Here is a 19,331-nt window from a genome sequence, read left to right as displayed (position 1 = left end):
GATCAGGCCACAGCCTGGCGGCGGTTGACGAGGTAGAGATGCTCGCACGCCAGCACGGTCTCACCCCGCTGGTTGCGGATGTCCACCGCCTCGGTCACCACGCCCTGCGCTGCGCGCTTGGGATGGTCGCGCTTGTCAGTGATGCGGGTGATCGTGGTGATCGTGTCACCGATATGGACCGGCCGGATGAAGCGGAGCCGGTCATAGCCATAAGACATCGCGCAAGGATTGATCACCGTGGCCGTCAGGCCGATGCCGATGCTGAATATCAGCGTGCCGTGGGCGATGCGCTGGCCGATGTCTTGCGTGGCGCACCAATCGGCATCCATGTGATGTGGAAAAAAGTCTCCGGTGTGGCCGGCGTGAACGATGAAATCGGTTTCGGTGATCGTGCGGCCAAAGCTGCGCCGTTCCGTGCCAAGAACATAATCCTCGAAAAACTGCTCGACTACCATCTCTCGACCCTCTCCGAAATCTATTTTGTCATTTTTATAATATTTATATTATCAATATGCTGTAGCATGTTGCGAGTCAACCAGTGTTGTTGATTGCAACATCGAGCAGGAGGATGGGATGAAAGGCATGACCTGGGACCACGCGCGCGGGTTCGAACCGCTGGTGGCCGCATCGCGCGAATGGGCGCGCAAGACTGGCGTGGCGATCACGTGGGAACGGCGCTCGCTCCAGGATTTCGAAACCCATCCGGTTGAAGACCTGGCGCAGGCGTATGACCTGGTGGTGATCGATCACCCCCACGTCGGCATCGCGGCGCAATCTGGCGCGCTGCTGCCGTTCGATGGCGGTGATGCCGACGCTGCCGCCGGCAGCGTCGGCGGCTCTTACGAAAGCTATGCCTGGGATGGGTGGCAATGGGCGCTGCCAATCGATGCGGCGGCGCAAGTGCAGGCCTGGGTGCCGGAACGGATCGCGGCGCCCTTGCGTGATTGGGACAGCGTATTGCGCCATGCCGAAGCGGGCCAGATCGGCCTGCCGCTGCGCGCGCCGCACAGCCTGATGAGCCTGATGACGCTGTGCGGCCTGATGGGCATCGCCTTGCGGCCAGAGCCGCGCGTGCTGTTTCCCCAAGCGGCGGTGCGCGCGGTGGATCACCTCTATGCCCTGGCGGAGCGCGTGGGGCCCGGCGCGGACCAGAGCGATCCCATTGCGGTGCTGGAGGACATGGCCCGCCCGGATTCGCCGCTGGTCGCCGCGCCGCTGATCTACGGCTATGTCAGCTATGCCGAGGCGGATTTTCGCCCGGTTCGACTGGCATTTGCCGATCTGGCACCGATCGCCGGGGCCGTGCCGACCGGCTCGGTTCTGGGTGGCACCGGGATTGCCGTGTCCCGCCTGGGGGCCGATCCTGCAGGAGCGATGGCGTTCGCGCGCTGGCTGGCAAGCGGGCTCGTTCAGGCCGGCATCGTTGCCACTTGCGGTGGCCAGCCGGCACACGCCCGGGCCTGGGACGATGGCTGGGCCAACGCGGCGACGCGGGATTTCTACCGCGCGACTCGGGCCACGCTTGACCGCGCGTGGATACGCCCGCGCCACCCCGGATACATGCCGTTCCAGGACGAGGCATCGGGCCTGATCATGGCCGCCATCGCCGGCAAACAGCCCGCCGAATCGCTGGTTCGCGCGCTCAATCACCGCTTTGCGCAAAGCCTGCGGTAACGTTTGGCAACGTGTGAATGTGTGTTCGGTAAAAAACATCTTGTTCATATACGAACAATCTGCCAAATAGTCCACAGCCCTCGCAGAGGGGCGACGAAAGGATTGAGGATATGGCTACGGCCATGAAGGGTCTCACTCGCATCATGCTGGTGTCCGCGCTTGCCGGGGGATGTGCCTTGGCCTCGCCGGCACAGGCGCAGCCGGGCATTTCGTCCGATCCCAAGGCGGCAGCGGCGCAGATCGCGCGTATGGATCGGGAAGTGGCAAAGGGCACGTTCAAGGCGGACTGGCAGTCCTTGGCTGCATATCGCGTGCCGGAATGGTACCGTGATGCCAAGTTCGGCATATTCGTCCATTGGGGCGTCTATGCCGTGCCTGCGTCTGGCAGCGAATGGTACTCGCGCAACATGTATGTGCCCGGGCACGCCGATTTCGTGCACCAGCGCAGCGTGTTCGGTGACCAGAAAGTGACCGGATACAAGGATTTTATCCCGCAGTTTCGCGGGCAGCGCTTCGATCCCGCCGCATGGGTCGCGTTGTTCAAGCGGGCGGGCGCCCGCTATATCGTGCCGGTTGCCGAACACTGCGACGGATTTTCGATGTACGGTTCGGCCATCAACCGCTGGAACGCGGCGGCGATGGGCCCGCAGCGCGACGTGGTGGGCGAACTGGCCAAGGCAGCCCGTGCGGCCGACCTGCATTTCGGCCTGTCGTCACACCGGGCGGAGCACTGGTGGTGGTATGGCCAGGCGCCGGCCGGCAGCGACGTGTGGAACCCGGCCTATGCCGACCTCTATGGCCCCGCCGCCTCGCGCACCCTGGCCGGGGCCGATCCGGGCGTGGAGCCCGATCCCAACCACCTGGAGCAGTGGAATCCGCCGTCCAAAGCGTTTCTCGATGATTGGCTCGCCCGAACCGGCGAAGCGATCGAGAAGTACAATCCCGAATTCGTCTATCTCGATTGGTGGATCAACCAGCCGGCTTTCACGCCTTATCTGCAACGGCTGGCGGCCTATTACTACGACAGCGCGGCGCGACGCGGCGTGGGGCCGGTGCTGACTTACAAGGAAGAAGCGTTTCCGGCCGGTTCGGCGCTGTTCGATATCGAGCGCGGCCGCCTCGATGCGCTGCGGCTGCTGCCCTGGCAGACCGACACGTCGATCAGCATCAAGAGCTGGGGCTATGTCGAGAACGACAATTATCGCACCGCGTCCAGCCTGGTGGCGACGCTGGTGGACGTGGTGTCCAAGAACGGCAACCTGTTGCTCAATGTCGGCCCCAAGGCCGATGGCACGATCCCTGACCAAGCCACCAAAGTGCTCGACGAGATCGGTGGCTGGCTCGCTGTCAATGGCGAGGCGATCTATGGCACGCGGCCCTGGGTGATGTTTGGCGAAGGGCCGACGCGCAACGCGGTCGGCTCGCTCCAGGAAGGCGGCGATCCTGCCTATACGCCGGCAGACATCCGCTTCACCACGCGCACCGGGCGGCTCTATGCCCTGGGCCTGGCGCATCCGGCCGATGGCAAGGTGCGCATCGGCGTGCTCTACGCCGGTAATCCTTATGTACCGCCGATCGCGTCCGTGCGCCTGCTCGGCAGCGATGCGCCGATCGACTGGCACCAGGAAAAGGACGGGTTGCACCTGACCTTGCCGGCCACCTCGGCAAAGCCCGCCATGCCTTATGCGCTGCGCATCGAATTCACGCCCTCGAAGCAGACCTGACGGGGCCATCGAACACCACAAGCTGACACAAGTTTGGGACAATGGGGAGGTTATGCAATGAAGAACGTGGGAGCCTATCTCTGCACCGCGGCGCTTGGTGCGCTGATCGTGCCAGGCGCAGCAGCCCTGGCGCAGACCGCGGCGGGCACGGCCACCGATACCACTGCCACTGCCACTGCCGCTGCCAACACCGACGATAGCGGCATCGTCGTCACCGGCGTGCGCGCCAGCTTGCGCAGCGCGCAGGAACGCAAGGCCAACGCGAGCCAGATCGTGGATTCGATCGTGGCCGAAGATATCGGCAAGCTGCCCGACCAGAACACCACCGATGCCCTGCAGCGCGTGACCGGCGTACAGATCGAGCGCGATTACGGCGAAGGCTCGACTGTCTACGTGCGCTGCCTCGCCCAGGTGAACACCACGCTGAACGGGCGTGAGATCTTTACCGCGCAGGGTTCGCGCGGCCTCAACCTACAGGATATCCCCGCCGAACTGCTGGCCGGGCTGGACGTCTACAAGTCGCCCTCGGCCAATCTCATCGAAGGCGGGCTGGGCGGGTTGATCGACCTGCGCACGCGCCGTCCGCTCGATTTCAAGGGGTTGACCGTGGCCGGCAACGTGCGCGGCATCTATTCCGATCTCGCCAAGGAACTGACCCCAGCCATATCGGGCCTGATCGCCGATCGCTGGGACACCGGCGCGGGCGAGATCGGCGCCCTGGTCAGCGTATCGTACCAGCAGCGCAAGTTCCGTTCTGACCTCATTTCCACCGGCACGCCGGCCAGCAGCACCACGATCGTGCCGGGCCAGACGGTGGTTGCCCCCAACGGCGCCTATGACGTGACGCCTTACGGCGATCGTCGGCGCCTGGGCATCAGCGGAACGTTGCAGTGGAAGCCGTCACCCAATCTCGAAATCTATTTCGAAGGGCAATATGCCCGCTTCAACAATCTCAACGACAATTACGGCGGTTCAGTGGGCCTGGCCGGGCTGACGGCGGAACCGGGCGCCACCGTGGCGGCCAATGGCGATGTGACCAAGGCGACCTATCTCAACGCCCCGCTCACCGTGCTGTCCTATGCCTATGACACGCGCGACCGCATGACGCAGTTTGCTGGCGGCGGCAAATGGACCAACGACAAGCTGACCGTGTCGACCGACATCAGCTATACCAAGGCCACCGGTTCCGTGGTGTTCAACAGCGGCTTCACCGGCGCCACGATCCCGCGCTTCTCGGTGGACAACACTGCGTTCGTGCCCGGTTCGAGCGCCAATGGCTATGACCTGCTCAGCCAGTCCAACACCAATTTCCAGTTCCTGCTCTACCAGGGCACGCAAAACAAGGCTGACCAGTTCGCCGGTACGCTCGATGCGTCCTATGCCGTGGATGGTGGCTTCCTCAAGGCGATCGATGTCGGTTTCCGCTATGGCAACCGCTCGGCGCAATCCAACCAGACCAGCTTCTTCCTGTTCAGCGGCGCACCGGGCACGGCGGCTCCGTCGATCCTGGCGGCTAACCCTGCCAGCGATTTCTTCAGTCGCGCCTCGCAGGGCACGCCGCTGCTCTCGAACTACTTGGTCATCCCCGTGCCCATGCTGCGCGATCACCTGAGCGAAGTGCAGACGGCGCTGGGCTTTACCGCCACCGATCCGGTCGATGGGCCGCTGGCGTTCTACCGTGTCACGGAAAAGACCACGGCGCTGTATGCCATGGCGCGCTTTGGGACGCCCAATGGCCTGGTCGATGGCAATGTCGGCCTGCGCTATGTGCACACGCAGACCGCGCTCAATGGCAATCGCACGCTTTCGGGCGGCGGGGTCGGGCCGATCTCGGTCAATTCCAGCTACGATGATTTCCTGCCTTCGGCCAATATCCGCTTCAACCTGACCGACAAGCTCAAGCTGCGGCTGGCCGCGTCGAAAGTGGTCACACGGCCCAACTTCAGCGATCTTTCGCCCTCGCTCACGCTCAATTCGGTGCAGCAGAACGGATCGGCCGGCAATCCCTATCTCAAGCCGCTCAAGGCCGACCAGCTCGACGCCTCGCTAGAATACTATTTCGCGCGCGGCTCCTCGCTCTATGGCGCGCTGTTCTACAAGAAGGTGCGCAACTTCATCTCGGTCAACCCGTCGGTCGAAGTCTATGATGGCATCACCTATACGATCAGCCGACCCGACAACAACCAGGGTGGCGAGATAAAGGGCGCCGAAGTGGGTTATCAGCAGTTCTTCGATTTCCTGCCCGGCGCGCTGTCGGGTCTGGGTCTCCAGGCCAACTATACTTATGTCGATAGCAAGACGACCTCGTCTATCGTCGGGCAGACCACGCCATTGCAGGGCCTGTCCAAGCACACCTACAACCTGGTGGGGATGTACGAGAAATACGGCGTGTCCGCCCGCGTCGCCTACAACTGGCGCAGCACTTATTTCGACAGCACCTATCTGTTCAACGGGGTGGGGCAGCCCAGCTTCCGGCGCGGCTATGGCTGGCTGGCCGCCTCGATCGGCTATGACGTGACGCCCCGCGTGACGATCAGCCTGGAAGGCAACAACCTTACCCGCGTGATCCGCCGGTCCTATTACAACAATATCGACAGCCGGCCGCACGAAACCCAGATCGACGATCGCCAGATCATCTTCGGGGTTCGCTTCAAGTTGTGATGCGCACCTCTATCGGGCAGGCTTTCGCCATGAGCGCCTGCCCGTGCGGAGCGCCCGCAGGCGCACGAGCTTTGGCCCAGACAAAGGCAATTCATGTCAACAACGCCTGAATTCCCGAACCCGGGGCGCGGTATCAACCTGGATCGCCGATCCGCCTTGGTGGGTGGATCGGCGGCGTTGCTTTATGCGGGCGCAAGCCATGCCGTACCGGCCAAGGCGGGCGACGATGCGGCAGCGCCGGCCGGCGATTGGGCCAGAGCCTTTGATAACCCCCCGCGCGAGGCGGGGCCGGGCGTCTATTGGTACTGGCTGGACGGCGCGGTGACCAGCGCAGGCATCACTGCCGATCTTGAAGCGATGCACGCCAACGGTATTTCCACCGCGATGGTCTTTGCCATTGGCGCATCGCCCAAGCCGCCGCTGGTCGATCCTCCCGCCGATGCCCTGACCCCGCAATGGTGGGGCTTGATCGACCATGCCGTGGCGCAGGCCGAGCGGCTGGGCATCACCCTTTCGCTCAATATCTGCGATGGCTGGGCCACGGCGAGCGGGCCCTGGATCACGCCCGATCTGTCGATGCAGGTGCTGACGTTCTCCGAAGCGCGCGCGACCGGCCGGCAGCAGGCGATCCGGTTGGCGCCGCCGCCCATGCGCCGCAACTGGTATCGCGATATTGCCTTGCTCGCCTTTCCCTGGCCCGAGGCGCTGGACGAAAGCAGCATCACCCGCAAGCCGCGCGTGCGCGCAGACCTGCCGCTGGCCGGGCCAGACCTGTCGCGCATCCTGGATCCTGGCAACGACAAGGATATTTTCGACACGACCGAGGCCGGCCATATCGATTTCGCTTTCGACCGGCCGTTTACATTGCGCTCCGTCACGGTGCGGACGCCATCGCCGTGGGGCTATTCGCCCGGTGTCTATCGCGCCGCCAATTCGCTGTGGGTCGAAGCGAGCGACGACGGCGTGGCGTTCCGCCCGGTCGGTCGCCTCGAATATCCGCAACACGGCTGGCAGACCGACCTTACCACGCTGACCCACGCGCTGCCCCAAACCACCGCGAAGATCTTCCGTTTCCGCCACGAACCGCAGGCACCGGGCCCCTATTTCGAGAATTACGATTTCGGCCAGGACGTGCGCTTGCGCTTGTTCAGCCTGGAGCTTTCGGCGCGCCCGGAAATCCACCAGATCGTGGGCAAGACGGCGGCGCAATGGTCGATCAGCCGCCGCACCGATGCGCGCGACGTGCCCGATGCGGTGTGCGTCGATCCGGCCACGATCGTAGATCTCAGCGATCGCATGGCGCCAGACGGCACCCTGGATTGGACGCCGCCACCGGGACGTTGGCGGATTCTGCGCCTGGGGCACACCAGCAATGGCCGCGAGAATTCCGCGGCCGGCGGCGCGCAAGGATTGGAAGTGGACCGGTTCAACCGCAACGCGGTTACCATGCAGTTCGATCGCTGGTTCGGGGCGGCGCTCGATCGCATCGGCCCGGCGCGGGCTGGCAAAGTGCTCGACACTGTGCACGTCGATAGCTGGGAGGCGAGCGGGCAGAACTGGACTGCCGATTTCCCCGATCGGTTCCAGGCGCTGCGCGGTTATACCCTGATGCGCTGGTTGCCGGTGTTGGCCGGGGTGCCGGTGGCGAGCGCGGCGCGCAGCGAAGCGGTGCTGCACGATTTCCGCCAGACCGTGGCCGATCTTACGCAAAGTGAATTCTTCGCCACAGTGGCGAGCCTTGCCCATGCGCGTGGCTGTCGGTTCAGTGGTGAGCCGGCCAGCCCAACGTATGCGGTCGACGGCTTGCGCTGGGCCGAGGCGACCGACGTGCCGATGGGCGAATTCTGGCTGCGCACGCCGCGCAACGACAAGCCGACCGACGTGGCGGACGCCGTTTCGGGTGGCCGCATCTATGGCAAGCGCATCATCGCCACGGAAAGCTTCACCGAAAACGACATCCGCTGGGACGAACATCCCGCGATGCTCAAGCCGCTGGGTGACCAGCATTATTGCCGGGGCATCAATCGCTTCATGCTGCACGTTTATACCGCGCAGCCGTTTCTCGATCGCGCGCCGGGCATGACGCTCAACGGCATCGGCACGGTGTTCAGCCGCACCCAGACCTGGTGGGCCGAGGCGCACGGTTGGTTTGATTACCTGCGGCGCTGTCAGGCGGTGTTGCAGCGCGGTGTGCCAATCAGCGACGTGGCGGTGTTCACGGGCGAAGAAGTGCCCAACCGGGCGTTGCTGCCCCATCAACTCGATGGGCCGCTGCCCGATGGCATTGCCTATGATTCCATCAACCGCGACGCGCTGGTGCGGCTGGCTGGCGTGGAAGACGGTGCGATCGTATTGCCCGGTGGCATGCGCTATCGCCTGCTCGTGCTGCGCACCGGCGCGCGCTATTCCAGCGTGTTCCTGGCCGCGTTGGAACGGCTGGTGCAGGCCGGCGCCACGGTGCTGGGGCCAAGGCCGCTTGGCCCGGTGGGGCTGGAGCCGGACGCCGGGCCGTTTGCCAGCCTGTGCAAACGGCTATGGCCTGGCAGCAGCGACCAGGGGGAAACGCGGCTGGGCGCGGGGCGCGTGGTGTGGGGCCAGACGCCAGCACAAGTGTTGCAAGATATGGGCATTGCCGCAGACCTTGCGGCTCCGGATGCGGCAGGGCTGGAGTGGACCCACCGGCGCGACGGCGCGAGCGACGTCTATTTCGTTGCCAATACCGGCGCGGCGGCGGTGGACACCGATCTGTCGCTGCGCGCCAAGGCCAGCCACGTGGCCATCTGGGATGCACTGGAAGGCGAGCGCATGGCCGCGCCGGTCTGGCGGCAGGACGCTGCGCGCACCGTGCTGCCCTTGCGATTGGCGCCGGGCGAAAGCCGCTTCATCGTGCTGGGCCAGCAGCGGATGGCGCCGCATCTGGCAGATGCGCACCTCGATCGTGGCCAGCGGCTGTGCTGGCAGGCCGGGCGGCTTGCGCTGGCGGGTGGCGGCATTGCGGCCTTGCGCCGTTCCGATGGACGCGCACTGGCGCCGGCGGTGCCGGCACTGCCGCCGATCCTGCTGGATCAGCCCTGGACTTTGCGCTTTGCCGGTTGGCGGGCGCCTGCGGACCGGATCGACCTGGCCCAACCCGCACTGTGGAGCGACCTTGGCCCCGACCGCGTGCGGTTTCATGCCGGATCAGGGTGCTATGTCACGCAGGTCGATCTGCCGCGCGGCCAGTTTGCCCGCGATCGCCGCTTGATCCTTGAGCTTGGCACGGTACACGAGATAGCCGAGGTGACGGTAAACGGCCGCCGCGCCGGCTTGCGCTGGATGGCTCCGTTCCGGCTGGACATCACCGATTTCCTGCATCCGGGCCGCAATGCGATTGGCATTACCGTCACCAACGTGTGGCACAATCGCCTGGTCGGTGATCGCGCCTTGCCCGAGGCAGAGCGCATTGCCTGGGTCTATCCCCGTCTGCGCGGCACCAAGGACTGGCTGCCTGCGCAAGACGCCGCGCTGTTGCCGGCGGGCCTGGCGGGACCGGTGCGGATCGTCCCCGAAGTGTTGGTGGAGATACCCGCCTGATGGCGCTGGACCGGCGCACGGCGATGGCGACCATGGGCGCGCTTCCGTTCACCGCCGCGCATTCAAGGGCCGGGCTGGCGCCGCCCGGTGATCTCCAGGCGCAAGACCTACGGGTCGAAGGGCTGGTTGATCCATCCGGGCTCGACCGGTTGCGTCCGCGCTTTTCCTGGGCGCTGGCGGCGCGCGAGGCGCGGGCGCGGGGCCTTGTGCAGGCAGGGTTCGAGATCGTGGGCGGCACCGACCGCGCGGCCGTTGCTGCCGGCCGTGGCGCGCTGTGGTGCGGCGCGCCCAATGCGGGGCCCCAAACCCTGGCGCTGCCCGCGCAGCCGCTGCCGCTAGAAAGCCACCGCGCCTATTGGTGGGCGGTTCGCGTCTATGACGCGGCGGGCCGGCCAAGCCCATGGAGCGCCCCGGCGGCGTTTCTCACCGGCATGCTCGCCACCTCGCAGTGGCCGGCGGCCTGGATTGCGGCCAGGCCCGATGTTGCCGTGCCGCCCCATCGCCAGGGGCAGGCGCGCGCAGACATGGTACCTGCACGGCCCTTGCCGATCATGCGGCGCGCGTTTCGCCTGGCTGCTTCGCCACGCCGGGCGGTGGTGTCCGTCTGCGGGCTTGGCCAATATGGCCTGGCCATCAACGGCCAGCGCGTGGGCCGAGTGGCCCTGGCGCCAGGATGGAGCAACTATCGCCGCAGCGTGCTGTACGACACCTATGATGTCACCGCGCTGCTTGCCGCCGGGGAGAACGTGCTTGCCATGATGCTGGGCAACGGCATGTACAACGTGGAGGCAAAGACCGGGCGCTATACCAAGTTTCTCGACAGCTTCGGCCAGCCCAAGGCGATTCTGGCGATGACTATCGAACACGCCGACGGCCGTGTCGAACAGGTCACCAGCGATGCGCTGTGGCGTTGGCTGGAAGGGCCGATCCGCTTCTCCTCGATCTATGGCGGCGAGGATTGGGACGCGCGGCTGGTGCCGCCGGGCTGGATGGAGCCCGGCTTCGACGATCGCGCCTGGCAGCCGGTGCACCAGGTGCCTGGGCCGGGCGGTGCCTTGCGCGCAGGCATGGTGCCGCCGGTGGTGGCGGCGCGCAGCCTGGCTCCCGTTTCGATGGCCGAGATTGCGCCGGATGTCGTGCTGGTCGATTTCGGCGTGAACTTTGCGGGCCGGCCGCGCATCGTCGTCGATGCGCCTGCCGGCGCCACGCTGACCGTGGTGCCGGGCGAGGCGCTGGACGACCAGGGCCGCGTGAGCCAGCGCAGCTTCAACGCCGGGCCGGGCAACGGCGTGCAGTTCACCTCCGTCTGCGCCGGTCGTGGGCCCGAGCGTTTCGAGCCGCTGTTTACCTATCACGGCTTTCGCTGGCTGGAGCTGCGTGGCTTGCCCCGCGCCGCGATCAGCGCGGTGGAAGGTTTGGTGCTGCATGCCGATCTGGCGCGGGTGGGCCAGTTCCATACCGATGATCGGCTGCTCAATGGCATTCACGGCCTGATCGACCAGGCGGTAACGAGCAACATGGTCTCGGTCCTCACCGATTGCCCGCACCGTGAAAAGCTTGGCTGGCTGGAGCAGACCTATCTCAACGCGCCGACCGTTCTCTACAACCGCGATGCCGCACCGCTTTATGACAAGCTGGTGTGCGATATTGCCGAGGCGCAGCAGGATGATGGCATGGTGCCGGGCATCGCGCCCGAATATGTCGCGTTCCAGGATGACCAGGGCCGGGATCAGGTCTGGCGCAATTCGCCCGAATGGGGCGCCGCGGCCGTGCAGGCACCCTGGGCTGCCTATCGCCTTGGCGGCGATGCCACGCTGCTGGCGGCCGCCTGGCCTGCGGCGCAGCGCTATTGCGCCTATCTTGCCGCGCGCGCGGTGGAGGGCACTGTCGATTTCGGCATGGGTGACTGGTACGATCTTGGCCCCAACGAGCCTGGCGAAGCGCAACTGACCTCGCGCGCACTGGTGGGCACGGCCACGCGGATTGCCTGCCTCCAGGCCATGGCGCGGATTGCACCGCTGGTTGGCCAGGGTGCGCAGGCTGCCGATTTTGCGGCGCAGGCGGCGCGGGTCACGCGGCAGTTCAACGCCCGTTTCCTCGATCCTGCCACGGGCCGCTATGAACGCGGCAGCCAGACCGCGCAGGCCATGCCGCTGGCGCTCGATCTCGTACCCCCGGCGCAGCGCCAGGCCGCGCTGACCGCGCTGATCGCAGCCATCCGGCGCGAGGGCAATAGCGTGACGGCGGGCGACATCGGCTATCGCTACGTGCTCGATGCCCTCGCCGCCGCCGGGCGCGACGATGTGATCCTCGCTATGCTCAAGGTCCGCGATCGCCCCGGATATGCCATGCAACTGGCGCGCGGCGCCACCGCCCTGACCGAGGCGTGGGACGCCAATCCGACGAAATCGCTGAACCATTTCATGCTGGGGCAGGCCGAGGACTGGTTCTATCGCCGGCTCGCCGGGCTCGATATCGATCATGGTCGCACACACGCTGCGGCGTTGCGCGTGGCGCCACAGATCCTGCCGGGCCTGGGCAGCGTCGCCGCCAGCCACCGCCTGCGCGAAGGCGTGCTTTCGTGCGCCTGGCGGCAGGAGGCGGGTATCTTGACGGTGGACGTGGCGGTGCCTGCCGGCCGGCAGGCGCACCTGGTGCTGGCGCACGCAGTGCCCGGCACTCTGCGCGAACAGGGCCGTCCGCCGGCGCGTGTGCCCGGCGTCAAAGGATTTGCGGCGGGCCCGGCGATCGTGCTCGGTTCGGGCCATTACCGCTGGACGGCCCGCGCGGCAGATTGAGCGCGCGGGCCGCCGTGCCGATCAGTGGCGCGCCGGTTCGAACAGCGATGTGCTGATGGTGCCGGCCAGCGCTGCATAGCCGGCGTCGTTGGGGTGAAGGTGATCGCCTGGCTCAAGGCGGGGATCGATTCGTGCCGGATCGGTTGGATCGGCCGCAGCCTTTTCGAAATCGATCACGCCGTCGAACAGGCCGCCGGAGCGGATGAAGGCATTGACCGCCTGGCGCATCGCTTCGCCTTCGGGGGTGAAATAGACCGCGCCCTTGTAGGGCAGGATCGTGCCGCCGATCACCTTGATGCCGCGTGCGTGCGCGCGCATCACGATTTGGCGATAGGCCGCGATCACGCGTTCGGCGGTTGCGTCGCTGTCCGGCTTGTTCCACCAGCCGATATCGTTGATCCCCTCCAGCAGCACGATATGGGTAACGCCGCTCACCGCCAGGGCATCGCGATCGAGCCGCGCCAGCGCGGGCAGGCCGAACCCTTCGTGCAGCAGGCGATTGCCGCTCATCCCGGCGTTGACCACGCTCCACCCGCGATAGCGCGGATCGGCGGCCAGGCGCGCGGCGAACTGCTGGGGCCAGCTCATGTCCTTGCCCGGCGTCGATGCCGCGCCTTCGGTGATCGAATCGCCAAAGGCCACGATCACCGGGCCATGCGCGGCGCGGGCCACTTCCACTTGCGAAACCACCGCCGGCCCGCGCAGCGGCCGGGCGCCGGCCATGGCATCCACGGCCATCTGCTCTCCTGGCGCCACGATCAGGTCGGCATGGTGCGCCGCCGGCATCGCGCTGTCCTTGTAATAGACCGAGATCGCGATGTGTTGCAGCGCCGCGACCGGCAGATCCACCGTGTCGCTGACCAGCGGCGCCCCGGTGGGTATCCATGCTTCGGCCGCGCCGGCAAAGGTGACGGCGTGATCGCTGCCCGCCGCGATGTGCCCGTCGGCCCCCACCAGCGCAACGTGGATGCCGGCGATGCGGATGGGCGAAATCCCCAGTTCGTTGGTCAGCTTGAGGCGGATGGCGCTTCCCGCGGCATCGACGCGCAAGACCTGGCGCACCGTCTGGTTGGCAAAGATCGCGGGCGTGCCGCCCGGCTGGCCGGCAATCGGCGCGAAAGGCGCGCTGAACCATCCGGCGGCCCAATCGGCCTGGGGTGGCGGGCTGGCCGCCAGCAGCAGGGGCGCGCCCAGCAGGGCCAGTGCGGCGATGGGCCTTGGGATCATGGTCTCTCCTATTTTGACGTCTTGCGGGTCTTGGACGGCTTGGTCGCTGGCGGTGCCGGTTCAGCACTGCCGGCACGCGGCAGGCCGTCGAGCGTCAGCCCGGCGGCCATGCCGATCGCCGTGGCGGTGCGCTCCAGCGGTTCGAGCAGCGGGTCGAGGCGCGCGTCGCCATTGGCGTCGATCAGCGTGGCGATGGTCAGGGCCGCGTTGAGCGGAGCTCCCGGTGTGCCGACCAGCACGCCGATGTCTGCCCCGCCCAGAAAGCGTTCGCCCAGCGACCGGGCATGGCCGCGCTGGCGCACATCCTCGATGCGGGCCAAAAGCTCTTGCCGCGCGGCCGGCGCGGTGGCCTGCCATTCGCGCGAATGGGCAAGCCAGGCGTCGAGTGCGGACGGCGCCAGCCCGGCCAGCAGCAGGCGCCCGGAATTGGTGCGCAAGGGGGAATGGGTAGAGCCGACTTCCACCGACAGGCGAAACGGGTTGGGGCTTTCCTCCTGGGTCAGCACCAGCACCTGGCTGCCCTGCAACACGGTCAGATGGCAGCTCTCGCGCACTTCATCCGACAGCGCGCGCATCAGCGGCCGTGCCGCGGCAATCAGCGTTTCGTAGGGTGAGTGGATGCGTGCCAGCTGGAACAGCTTGAGCGTGAGGGCATAGCCGCCATTGGTGGGATCGCGACGGACATAGCCGCGCCCTTCCAGGCAGGCGAGCATGCGGAACAGTTCGCCGGGCTGGCGGTTGAGCGCGCGCGCCAGTTGCGACTGGGTCATCGGCACCGCCTGGTCGGCCAGATACTCCACGATATCCAGGCCCTTTTCAAGGGCAGGCACGGCATATTTCCGCCGGCGTTCGTCGGTCGACAAGGTGCTGTCCGACAAGCTTTCCGACTCTGGATTGGCAACCATCATCTCTCCCTCCGCGGCTGGTCCGGCGATCTCGATGGTTCCGTAACCCATGGTCGAGCGAAGTGCCATCATCGCCTGCCGGCGCACGTGCCGATGCGCGGGCTGGCGGTGCGATCCGGCAGGGCGGCGCAAGCAGCGTGAGGGGAGATCAGAAATTGCATTGAATGTTTATATAGAGACTGTATGTTTGCCTGTAAACAATGAGTGAACTGGAGGACGGGATTGGAACAGCGGCTCAACCACGCGGAAACGGCAACGGACACCGCGCCGTCTGCGGGCAACCAGGGGCCGCTGAGCGATCTGCTGGTGCTGGACATGGCCCAGTTCCTGGCCGGGCCATCGGCGGCCCTGCAACTGGCGGACCTGGGCGCGCGGGTGATCAAGGTAGAGCGGCCGCAAAGCGGCGACTTGTGCCGCGATCTCTATCTGAGCGACACCGACATTGCCGGCGATTCCACGCTGTTCCACGCCATCAACCGCAACAAGGAAAGCCTTGCGGTCGACCTCAAGGACTCGCGGCAACTGGCCGAGTTGCGCCGCCTGGTGGCGCAGGCCGACGTGATCATCCAGAATTTCCGGCCCGGCGTGATCGAACGGCTGGGCCTGGGCTATGACGACGTCAAGGCGATCAACCCCAGCCTGATCTATGCCAGCGTTTCAGGCTTCGGCAGCGCCGGCCCCTGGGCGGCGCTGCCGGGCCAGGACTTGCTGGCCCAGGCGCGCTCGGGCGTGATGTGGCTGACCGGCAGCGCCGATCACGGCCCGATGCCGATCGGGCTTTCGGTGGCAGACATGCTGGCTGGCCATGTCCTGGCGAAGGGTATTCTCGCGCTCCTGGTACGGCGCGCGCGCACGGGGCTGGGCGGGCGGATCGAAACCAGCCTGCTCGAAGTGCTGGTCGATTTCCAGTTCGAGCTTTTGACCACTTATCTCAACGACGGGCGCCGCTTGCCCACGCGGGCGGCTGCGCACGGCGCCAATGCCTACCTTGCCGCACCCTATGGTGTCTATCGCACGGCCGACGGGCATCTTGCCTTGGCTATGACCCCGCTCGCACGGATTGGCGAATTGCTCGACCTGCCAGGCCTGGGGGATGCCGGCAATGGCTTCGATGGACGCGACGCCCTGCTCGACCGGATCGCCGCGCGGCTGGCCAGCCGGACCACGCAGGAATGGCTGTCCATCCTGGAGCCGGCCGGCATCTGGACGGCCGCCGTGCTCGATTGGCAGCAATTGCTGGACGCCGAAAGCTTTCGCGCGCTCGACATGCTCCAGGCGATCAACGGACGCGGGCGCAGCATCCTGACCACGGCGAGCCCGATGCGGATCGATGGCCAAAGGCCGGGTTCGGCGCGCGGCGCGCCCCGCGTAGGCGAGCACAGCGCCGCCATTGCCGCCGAATTCGGCCTCGCGCTGGCCTGACGCATGGGCCGGGGAACGTGCCGCGCGGCGATGGCCATCCTGTTGGCGGCAGTTGCGGCGCCAGCCTTGGCGCGCCCGGCGCCGCCGCCGCTGCCGCGCGTTGCCACGTCCGATGGGCGCCCGGTGCTGCTGGTGGATGGTGCGCCGTTCCTGATGCTGGGCGCGCAGGCCAACAATTCTTCGAATCACGCCAGCGTCTTGCCACAGGTTTGGCAGACCATGGCCGAACTGGGTGCCAACACGCTGGAAATGCCGGTGGCCTGGGCGCAGATCGAACCGCGCGAGGGGCAATTCGATTTCGCCTTCGTCGATAGCCTGATCGCGCAGGCCCGCGCCCGCAACGTGCGGTTGGTGCTCTTGTGGTTCGGCACGTGGAAGAACGGTGGGCCGGGCTATACGCCGCTATGGGTCAAGACCGACCTGGCGCGTTTTCCGCGCAAGCGCGATGCCCAGGGCCGCCCGCTCGCCGCGCTGTCGCCCTTTGCCGAGACCACGCTGACGGCCGACCGCACCGCGTTCGTGGCCGTGATGCGTCATCTGGCGCAGCATGATCGCGATCATAGGGTGATCATGGTGCAAGTGGAAAACGAGCCCGGCGCCTTTGGCATTGCGCGGGATCGCAGCCCGGCGGCCGACACACTGTTTGCCCAGCCGGTGCCCGCTGCCTTGCGGCTGGCGATGCATCTGTCATCGGGGAACTGGCAGCAGGCGTTCGGCCCACTGGCGGACCAGGCGTTCATGAGCCGGTACACCGCGCGCTATATCGATGCGATTGCGGCGGCGGGCAAGGCGATCAAGCCGCTGCCGATGTATTGCAATGCCGCGCTCAGCGATCCCGTCGCAAAGACGGTCGATCCGCAATGGATTTCGAGCGGGTCACCCGATTGGAACATGATCCCGATCTGGAAAGTGGCCGCGCCGCATCTCGATTTCGTCGCGCCCGATATCTACACGCGCGATTGGTCACAAGTGCGCGCTTACCTTGCCACCTATGCCCGGCCCGATAACGCGCTGATGATCCCCGAAATCGGCAACGATGCGGCCTATGCGCGCTTTTTCTGGCCGGCCCTGGCCCATGGCGCGATCGGGTTCGCGCCGTTCGGAATGGATGCCACCGGCTATGTCAACTATCCGCTGGGTGCCAAGCGGCTCGATGCCGCGACGATCGGTGCCTTTGCCGCCAAATTCCGCTTCATGGCGCCGATGGCACGGGGCTGGGCCGCCTTTGCCGCGCGCCATGCCGGGTGGGGTGCCGCCAAGGATGACGACGGCGCGGACCAGGCCCACGCGTTTGGCGATTGGCAAGTGGCCGTGCAATTCGATCGCTGGATGATCGGCGATGAAAGCTGGACGTTTGCCCATCCCGATCCAGCGCCCACGCAAGGGCGCGCGACGGGCGGCGCGGCGATTTTCCCGCTCGATGCCAACAGCTTCCTCGTGGTGGGCAGCGATGTACGCCTGCGCTTTTCCCGCCGCGCGCCACAAGACGCCGCGTCATGGCAATACCTTTCGGTCGAAGAGGGCCGGCTCGATAGCGGCGGCAACTGGGTGGGCCAGCGTCCCTGGAATGGCGACCAGACCGATTATGGCCTCAATCTTCCCGAACATCCGGTGATGTTGCGCGTGGTGCTGGGCGCGCTGGCCCCATGACCGCCGACCGCCATCCCAGCAGGAGCATCGCATGACGACACCGTTCACCCTTTCCGGCAAGCGCGCCATCGTCACCGGCGCAGGGCAGGGCATCGGCCGCGCCAGCGCCGAAGCGTTCCGCGATGCAGGCGCGCAAGTCCTGGCGCTCGATCGCAATGCGCAGGCGCTGGCGGAGCTGGCAGCAGGGTGCCGCACCCAGGTGCTCGATGTGACCGATCGTGCTGCCATCGCGGCGCTCGCCGCCGCCGAAGAGGGTTTCGACATTGTCTTCAACTGCGCCGGCGTGGTGCACGGCGGTACCGTGCTCGATTGCAGCGACGAGGATTGGGCCTTTGCCTTCGAATTGAACGTGACCGCCATGTTCCGGCTGATCCGGGCGTTTTTGCCCGGCATGATCGCACGCGGGGGCGGATCGATCATCAACATGGCTTCAGTGGCCAGTTCGGTGATCGGCGTGCCCAATCGCTTTGCCTATGGCGCATCGAAAGCTGCCGTGATCGGCCTGACCAAGGCGATCGCGGCGGATTTCGTGCAGCAGGGTGTGCGGTGCAACGCGATCTGTCCTGGCACGGTCCATTCGCCCTCGCTCGAACAGCGCCTGGCCGCCAGCGGTGATTTCGATGCGGCGATGCGAGCCTTTACCGCGCGCCAGCCAATGGGGCGCATCGGCCGGCCGGAAGAGATTGCTGCGCTTGCACTTTATCTTGCCAGCGATGCGTCTGGCTTTACCACGGGGCAGTGCCACGTCATCGATGGTGGCTGGTCGAACAGCTGATGCCATCGGCGCGATCCGCCCGCCTTGCGGGCCCCCCCCGTTTCCCGAAAGGACCGATCATGAAATTGCTGCGCTATGGAAACCCTGGGGCGGAACGGCCGGGTCTGCTCGATGCCGAAGGTGCGGTGCGCGACTTGAGCGGCCATGTTGCCGATATCGACGGCAGCGCGCTCGATCCCGCCACGCTGGATCGGTTGCGCGCGCTCGATCCGGCCAGCCTGCCGCTGGTGGCTGAGCCAGGGCGGTTGGGCGCCTGCGTGGCCAAGGTCGGCAAGTTCGTGTGCATCGGCCTCAACTATTCCGACCACGCCGCCGAAACCGGCGCCACCGTGCCATCCGAACCCGTCGCGTTCATGAAGGCCACCAGCGCCATCTGCGGGCCGAACGATCCGGTAATCCAGCCGCGCGGCAGCACCAAGCTGGATTGGGAAGTGGAACTCGCCTTCGTCGTGGGCAGTCCCGTCAGCTATGCCGACGAGGACACCGCCCGCGCGGCGATTGCCGGATACTTCGTTTGCAACGACGTGTCGGAACGGGCCTTCCAGCTTGAGCGCCAGGGCCAGTGGATGAAAGGCAAGGGTTGCGACAGCTTTGGCCCGATCGGCCCCTGGCTCGTCACGGCCGACGAAGTGGGTGACCCTGGCCAGCTGGCAATGTGGCTCGATGTCAACGGCACCCGCTATCAGGATGGTTCCACCCGCACGATGGTCTACCAGCCGGCCTTCGTGCTCAGCTACATGTCACAGTTCATGAGCTTCCAGCCTGGCGACGTGATCACCACCGGCACGCCTGCCGGGGTTGGCCTGGGCTTGACCCCGCCCAAGTTCCTTCAGCCGGGGGACGTGATCGAACTGGGCATCGAAAAGCTGGGCACGCAGCGCCAGGTCGTGGTGCCCGCGCCCTGAAGCGCAAGGGCAGGGGA

12 protein-coding genes are annotated in these 19,331 nt (G+C 66.3%); 9 read left to right on the top strand and 3 right to left on the bottom strand.

The window, feature by feature from the left end; all coding sequences use genetic code 11:
• Positions 1-2: 2 nt before the first annotated feature.
• On the bottom strand, positions 3-455 hold the full coding sequence (locus FHT19_RS10375; protein ID WP_169475068.1) for a MaoC/PaaZ C-terminal domain-containing protein: 453 nt from the start codon (positions 453-455) through the stop codon (positions 3-5).
• A gap of 127 nt (positions 456-582) precedes the next feature.
• Between FHT19_RS10375 and FHT19_RS10370 the strand changes: the two genes are divergently transcribed.
• From FHT19_RS10370 to FHT19_RS10350, 5 genes are all read left to right on the top strand, one after another.
• Positions 583-1,674: a carbohydrate ABC transporter substrate-binding protein gene (locus FHT19_RS10370; RefSeq protein ID WP_248290396.1), complete on the top strand. Its 1,092-nt coding sequence runs from the start codon at positions 583-585 to the stop codon at positions 1,672-1,674.
• A 122-nt stretch (positions 1,675-1,796) separates the two neighbouring features.
• Positions 1,797-3,398: an alpha-L-fucosidase gene (locus FHT19_RS10365; protein ID WP_248290395.1), complete on the top strand. Its 1,602-nt coding sequence runs from the start codon at positions 1,797-1,799 to the stop codon at positions 3,396-3,398.
• Between the two features lie 57 nt (positions 3,399-3,455).
• Positions 3,456-6,059 carry a TonB-dependent receptor gene (locus FHT19_RS10360; RefSeq protein ID WP_169475066.1) on the top strand — a complete coding sequence of 868 codons (2,604 nt, stop codon included), beginning with the start codon at positions 3,456-3,458 and terminating at the stop codon, positions 6,057-6,059.
• 93 nt (positions 6,060-6,152) lie between these two features.
• Positions 6,153-9,632: a glycosyl hydrolase gene (locus tag FHT19_RS10355; RefSeq protein WP_169475065.1), complete on the top strand. Its 3,480-nt coding sequence runs from the start codon at positions 6,153-6,155 to the stop codon at positions 9,630-9,632.
• Positions 9,632-12,430 carry a family 78 glycoside hydrolase catalytic domain gene (locus tag FHT19_RS10350; RefSeq protein ID WP_169475064.1) on the top strand — a complete coding sequence of 933 codons (2,799 nt, stop codon included), beginning with the start codon at positions 9,632-9,634 and terminating at the stop codon, positions 12,428-12,430. The genes FHT19_RS10355 and FHT19_RS10350 overlap by 1 nt, the downstream gene beginning before the upstream one ends.
• Before the next feature lie 21 nt (positions 12,431-12,451).
• On the opposite strand, the gene FHT19_RS10345 is transcribed toward FHT19_RS10350, so the two are convergent.
• Positions 12,452-13,657, bottom strand: coding sequence for an SGNH/GDSL hydrolase family protein (locus FHT19_RS10345; protein ID WP_169475063.1), 1,206 nt, complete (start codon positions 13,655-13,657; stop codon positions 12,452-12,454).
• Positions 13,658-13,665: 8 nt separating this feature from the next.
• Positions 13,666-14,613, bottom strand: a complete 948-nt coding sequence (locus FHT19_RS10340) for an IclR family transcriptional regulator (protein ID WP_169475062.1) — start codon at positions 14,611-14,613, stop codon at positions 13,666-13,668.
• Positions 14,614-14,784: 171 nt separating this feature from the next.
• On the opposite strand from FHT19_RS10340, the gene FHT19_RS10335 reads away from it, so the two are divergent.
• From FHT19_RS10335 to FHT19_RS10320, 4 genes are read left to right on the top strand one after another with little or no spacing between them, the layout of a single operon-like run.
• Positions 14,785-15,984 (top strand): CaiB/BaiF CoA-transferase family protein, encoded by a 1,200-nt coding sequence (locus tag FHT19_RS10335; RefSeq protein WP_248290394.1) that lies wholly within the window; start codon positions 14,785-14,787, stop codon positions 15,982-15,984.
• 3 nt (positions 15,985-15,987) lie between these two features.
• Positions 15,988-17,634: a DUF5597 domain-containing protein gene (locus tag FHT19_RS10330; RefSeq protein WP_248290393.1), complete on the top strand. Its 1,647-nt coding sequence runs from the start codon at positions 15,988-15,990 to the stop codon at positions 17,632-17,634.
• 31 nt (positions 17,635-17,665) lie between these two features.
• Complete coding sequence (locus FHT19_RS10325) at positions 17,666-18,409, top strand: SDR family oxidoreductase (protein ID WP_168557165.1); 744 nt, start codon at positions 17,666-17,668, stop codon at positions 18,407-18,409.
• Between the two features lie 59 nt (positions 18,410-18,468).
• Positions 18,469-19,314, top strand: coding sequence for a fumarylacetoacetate hydrolase family protein (locus FHT19_RS10320; protein WP_169475061.1), 846 nt, complete (start codon positions 18,469-18,471; stop codon positions 19,312-19,314).
• The last annotated feature ends 17 nt before the right edge of the window (positions 19,315-19,331 follow it).

It is taken from the genome of Novosphingobium sp. SG919 (assembly GCF_012932495.1).
In the GTDB taxonomy this organism is placed as follows: domain Bacteria; phylum Pseudomonadota; class Alphaproteobacteria; order Sphingomonadales; family Sphingomonadaceae; genus Novosphingobium; species Novosphingobium rhizosphaerae.
The sequence above is the reverse complement of the archived record's forward strand: the minus strand, read 5'-3'. Positions and strand labels throughout refer to the sequence as shown.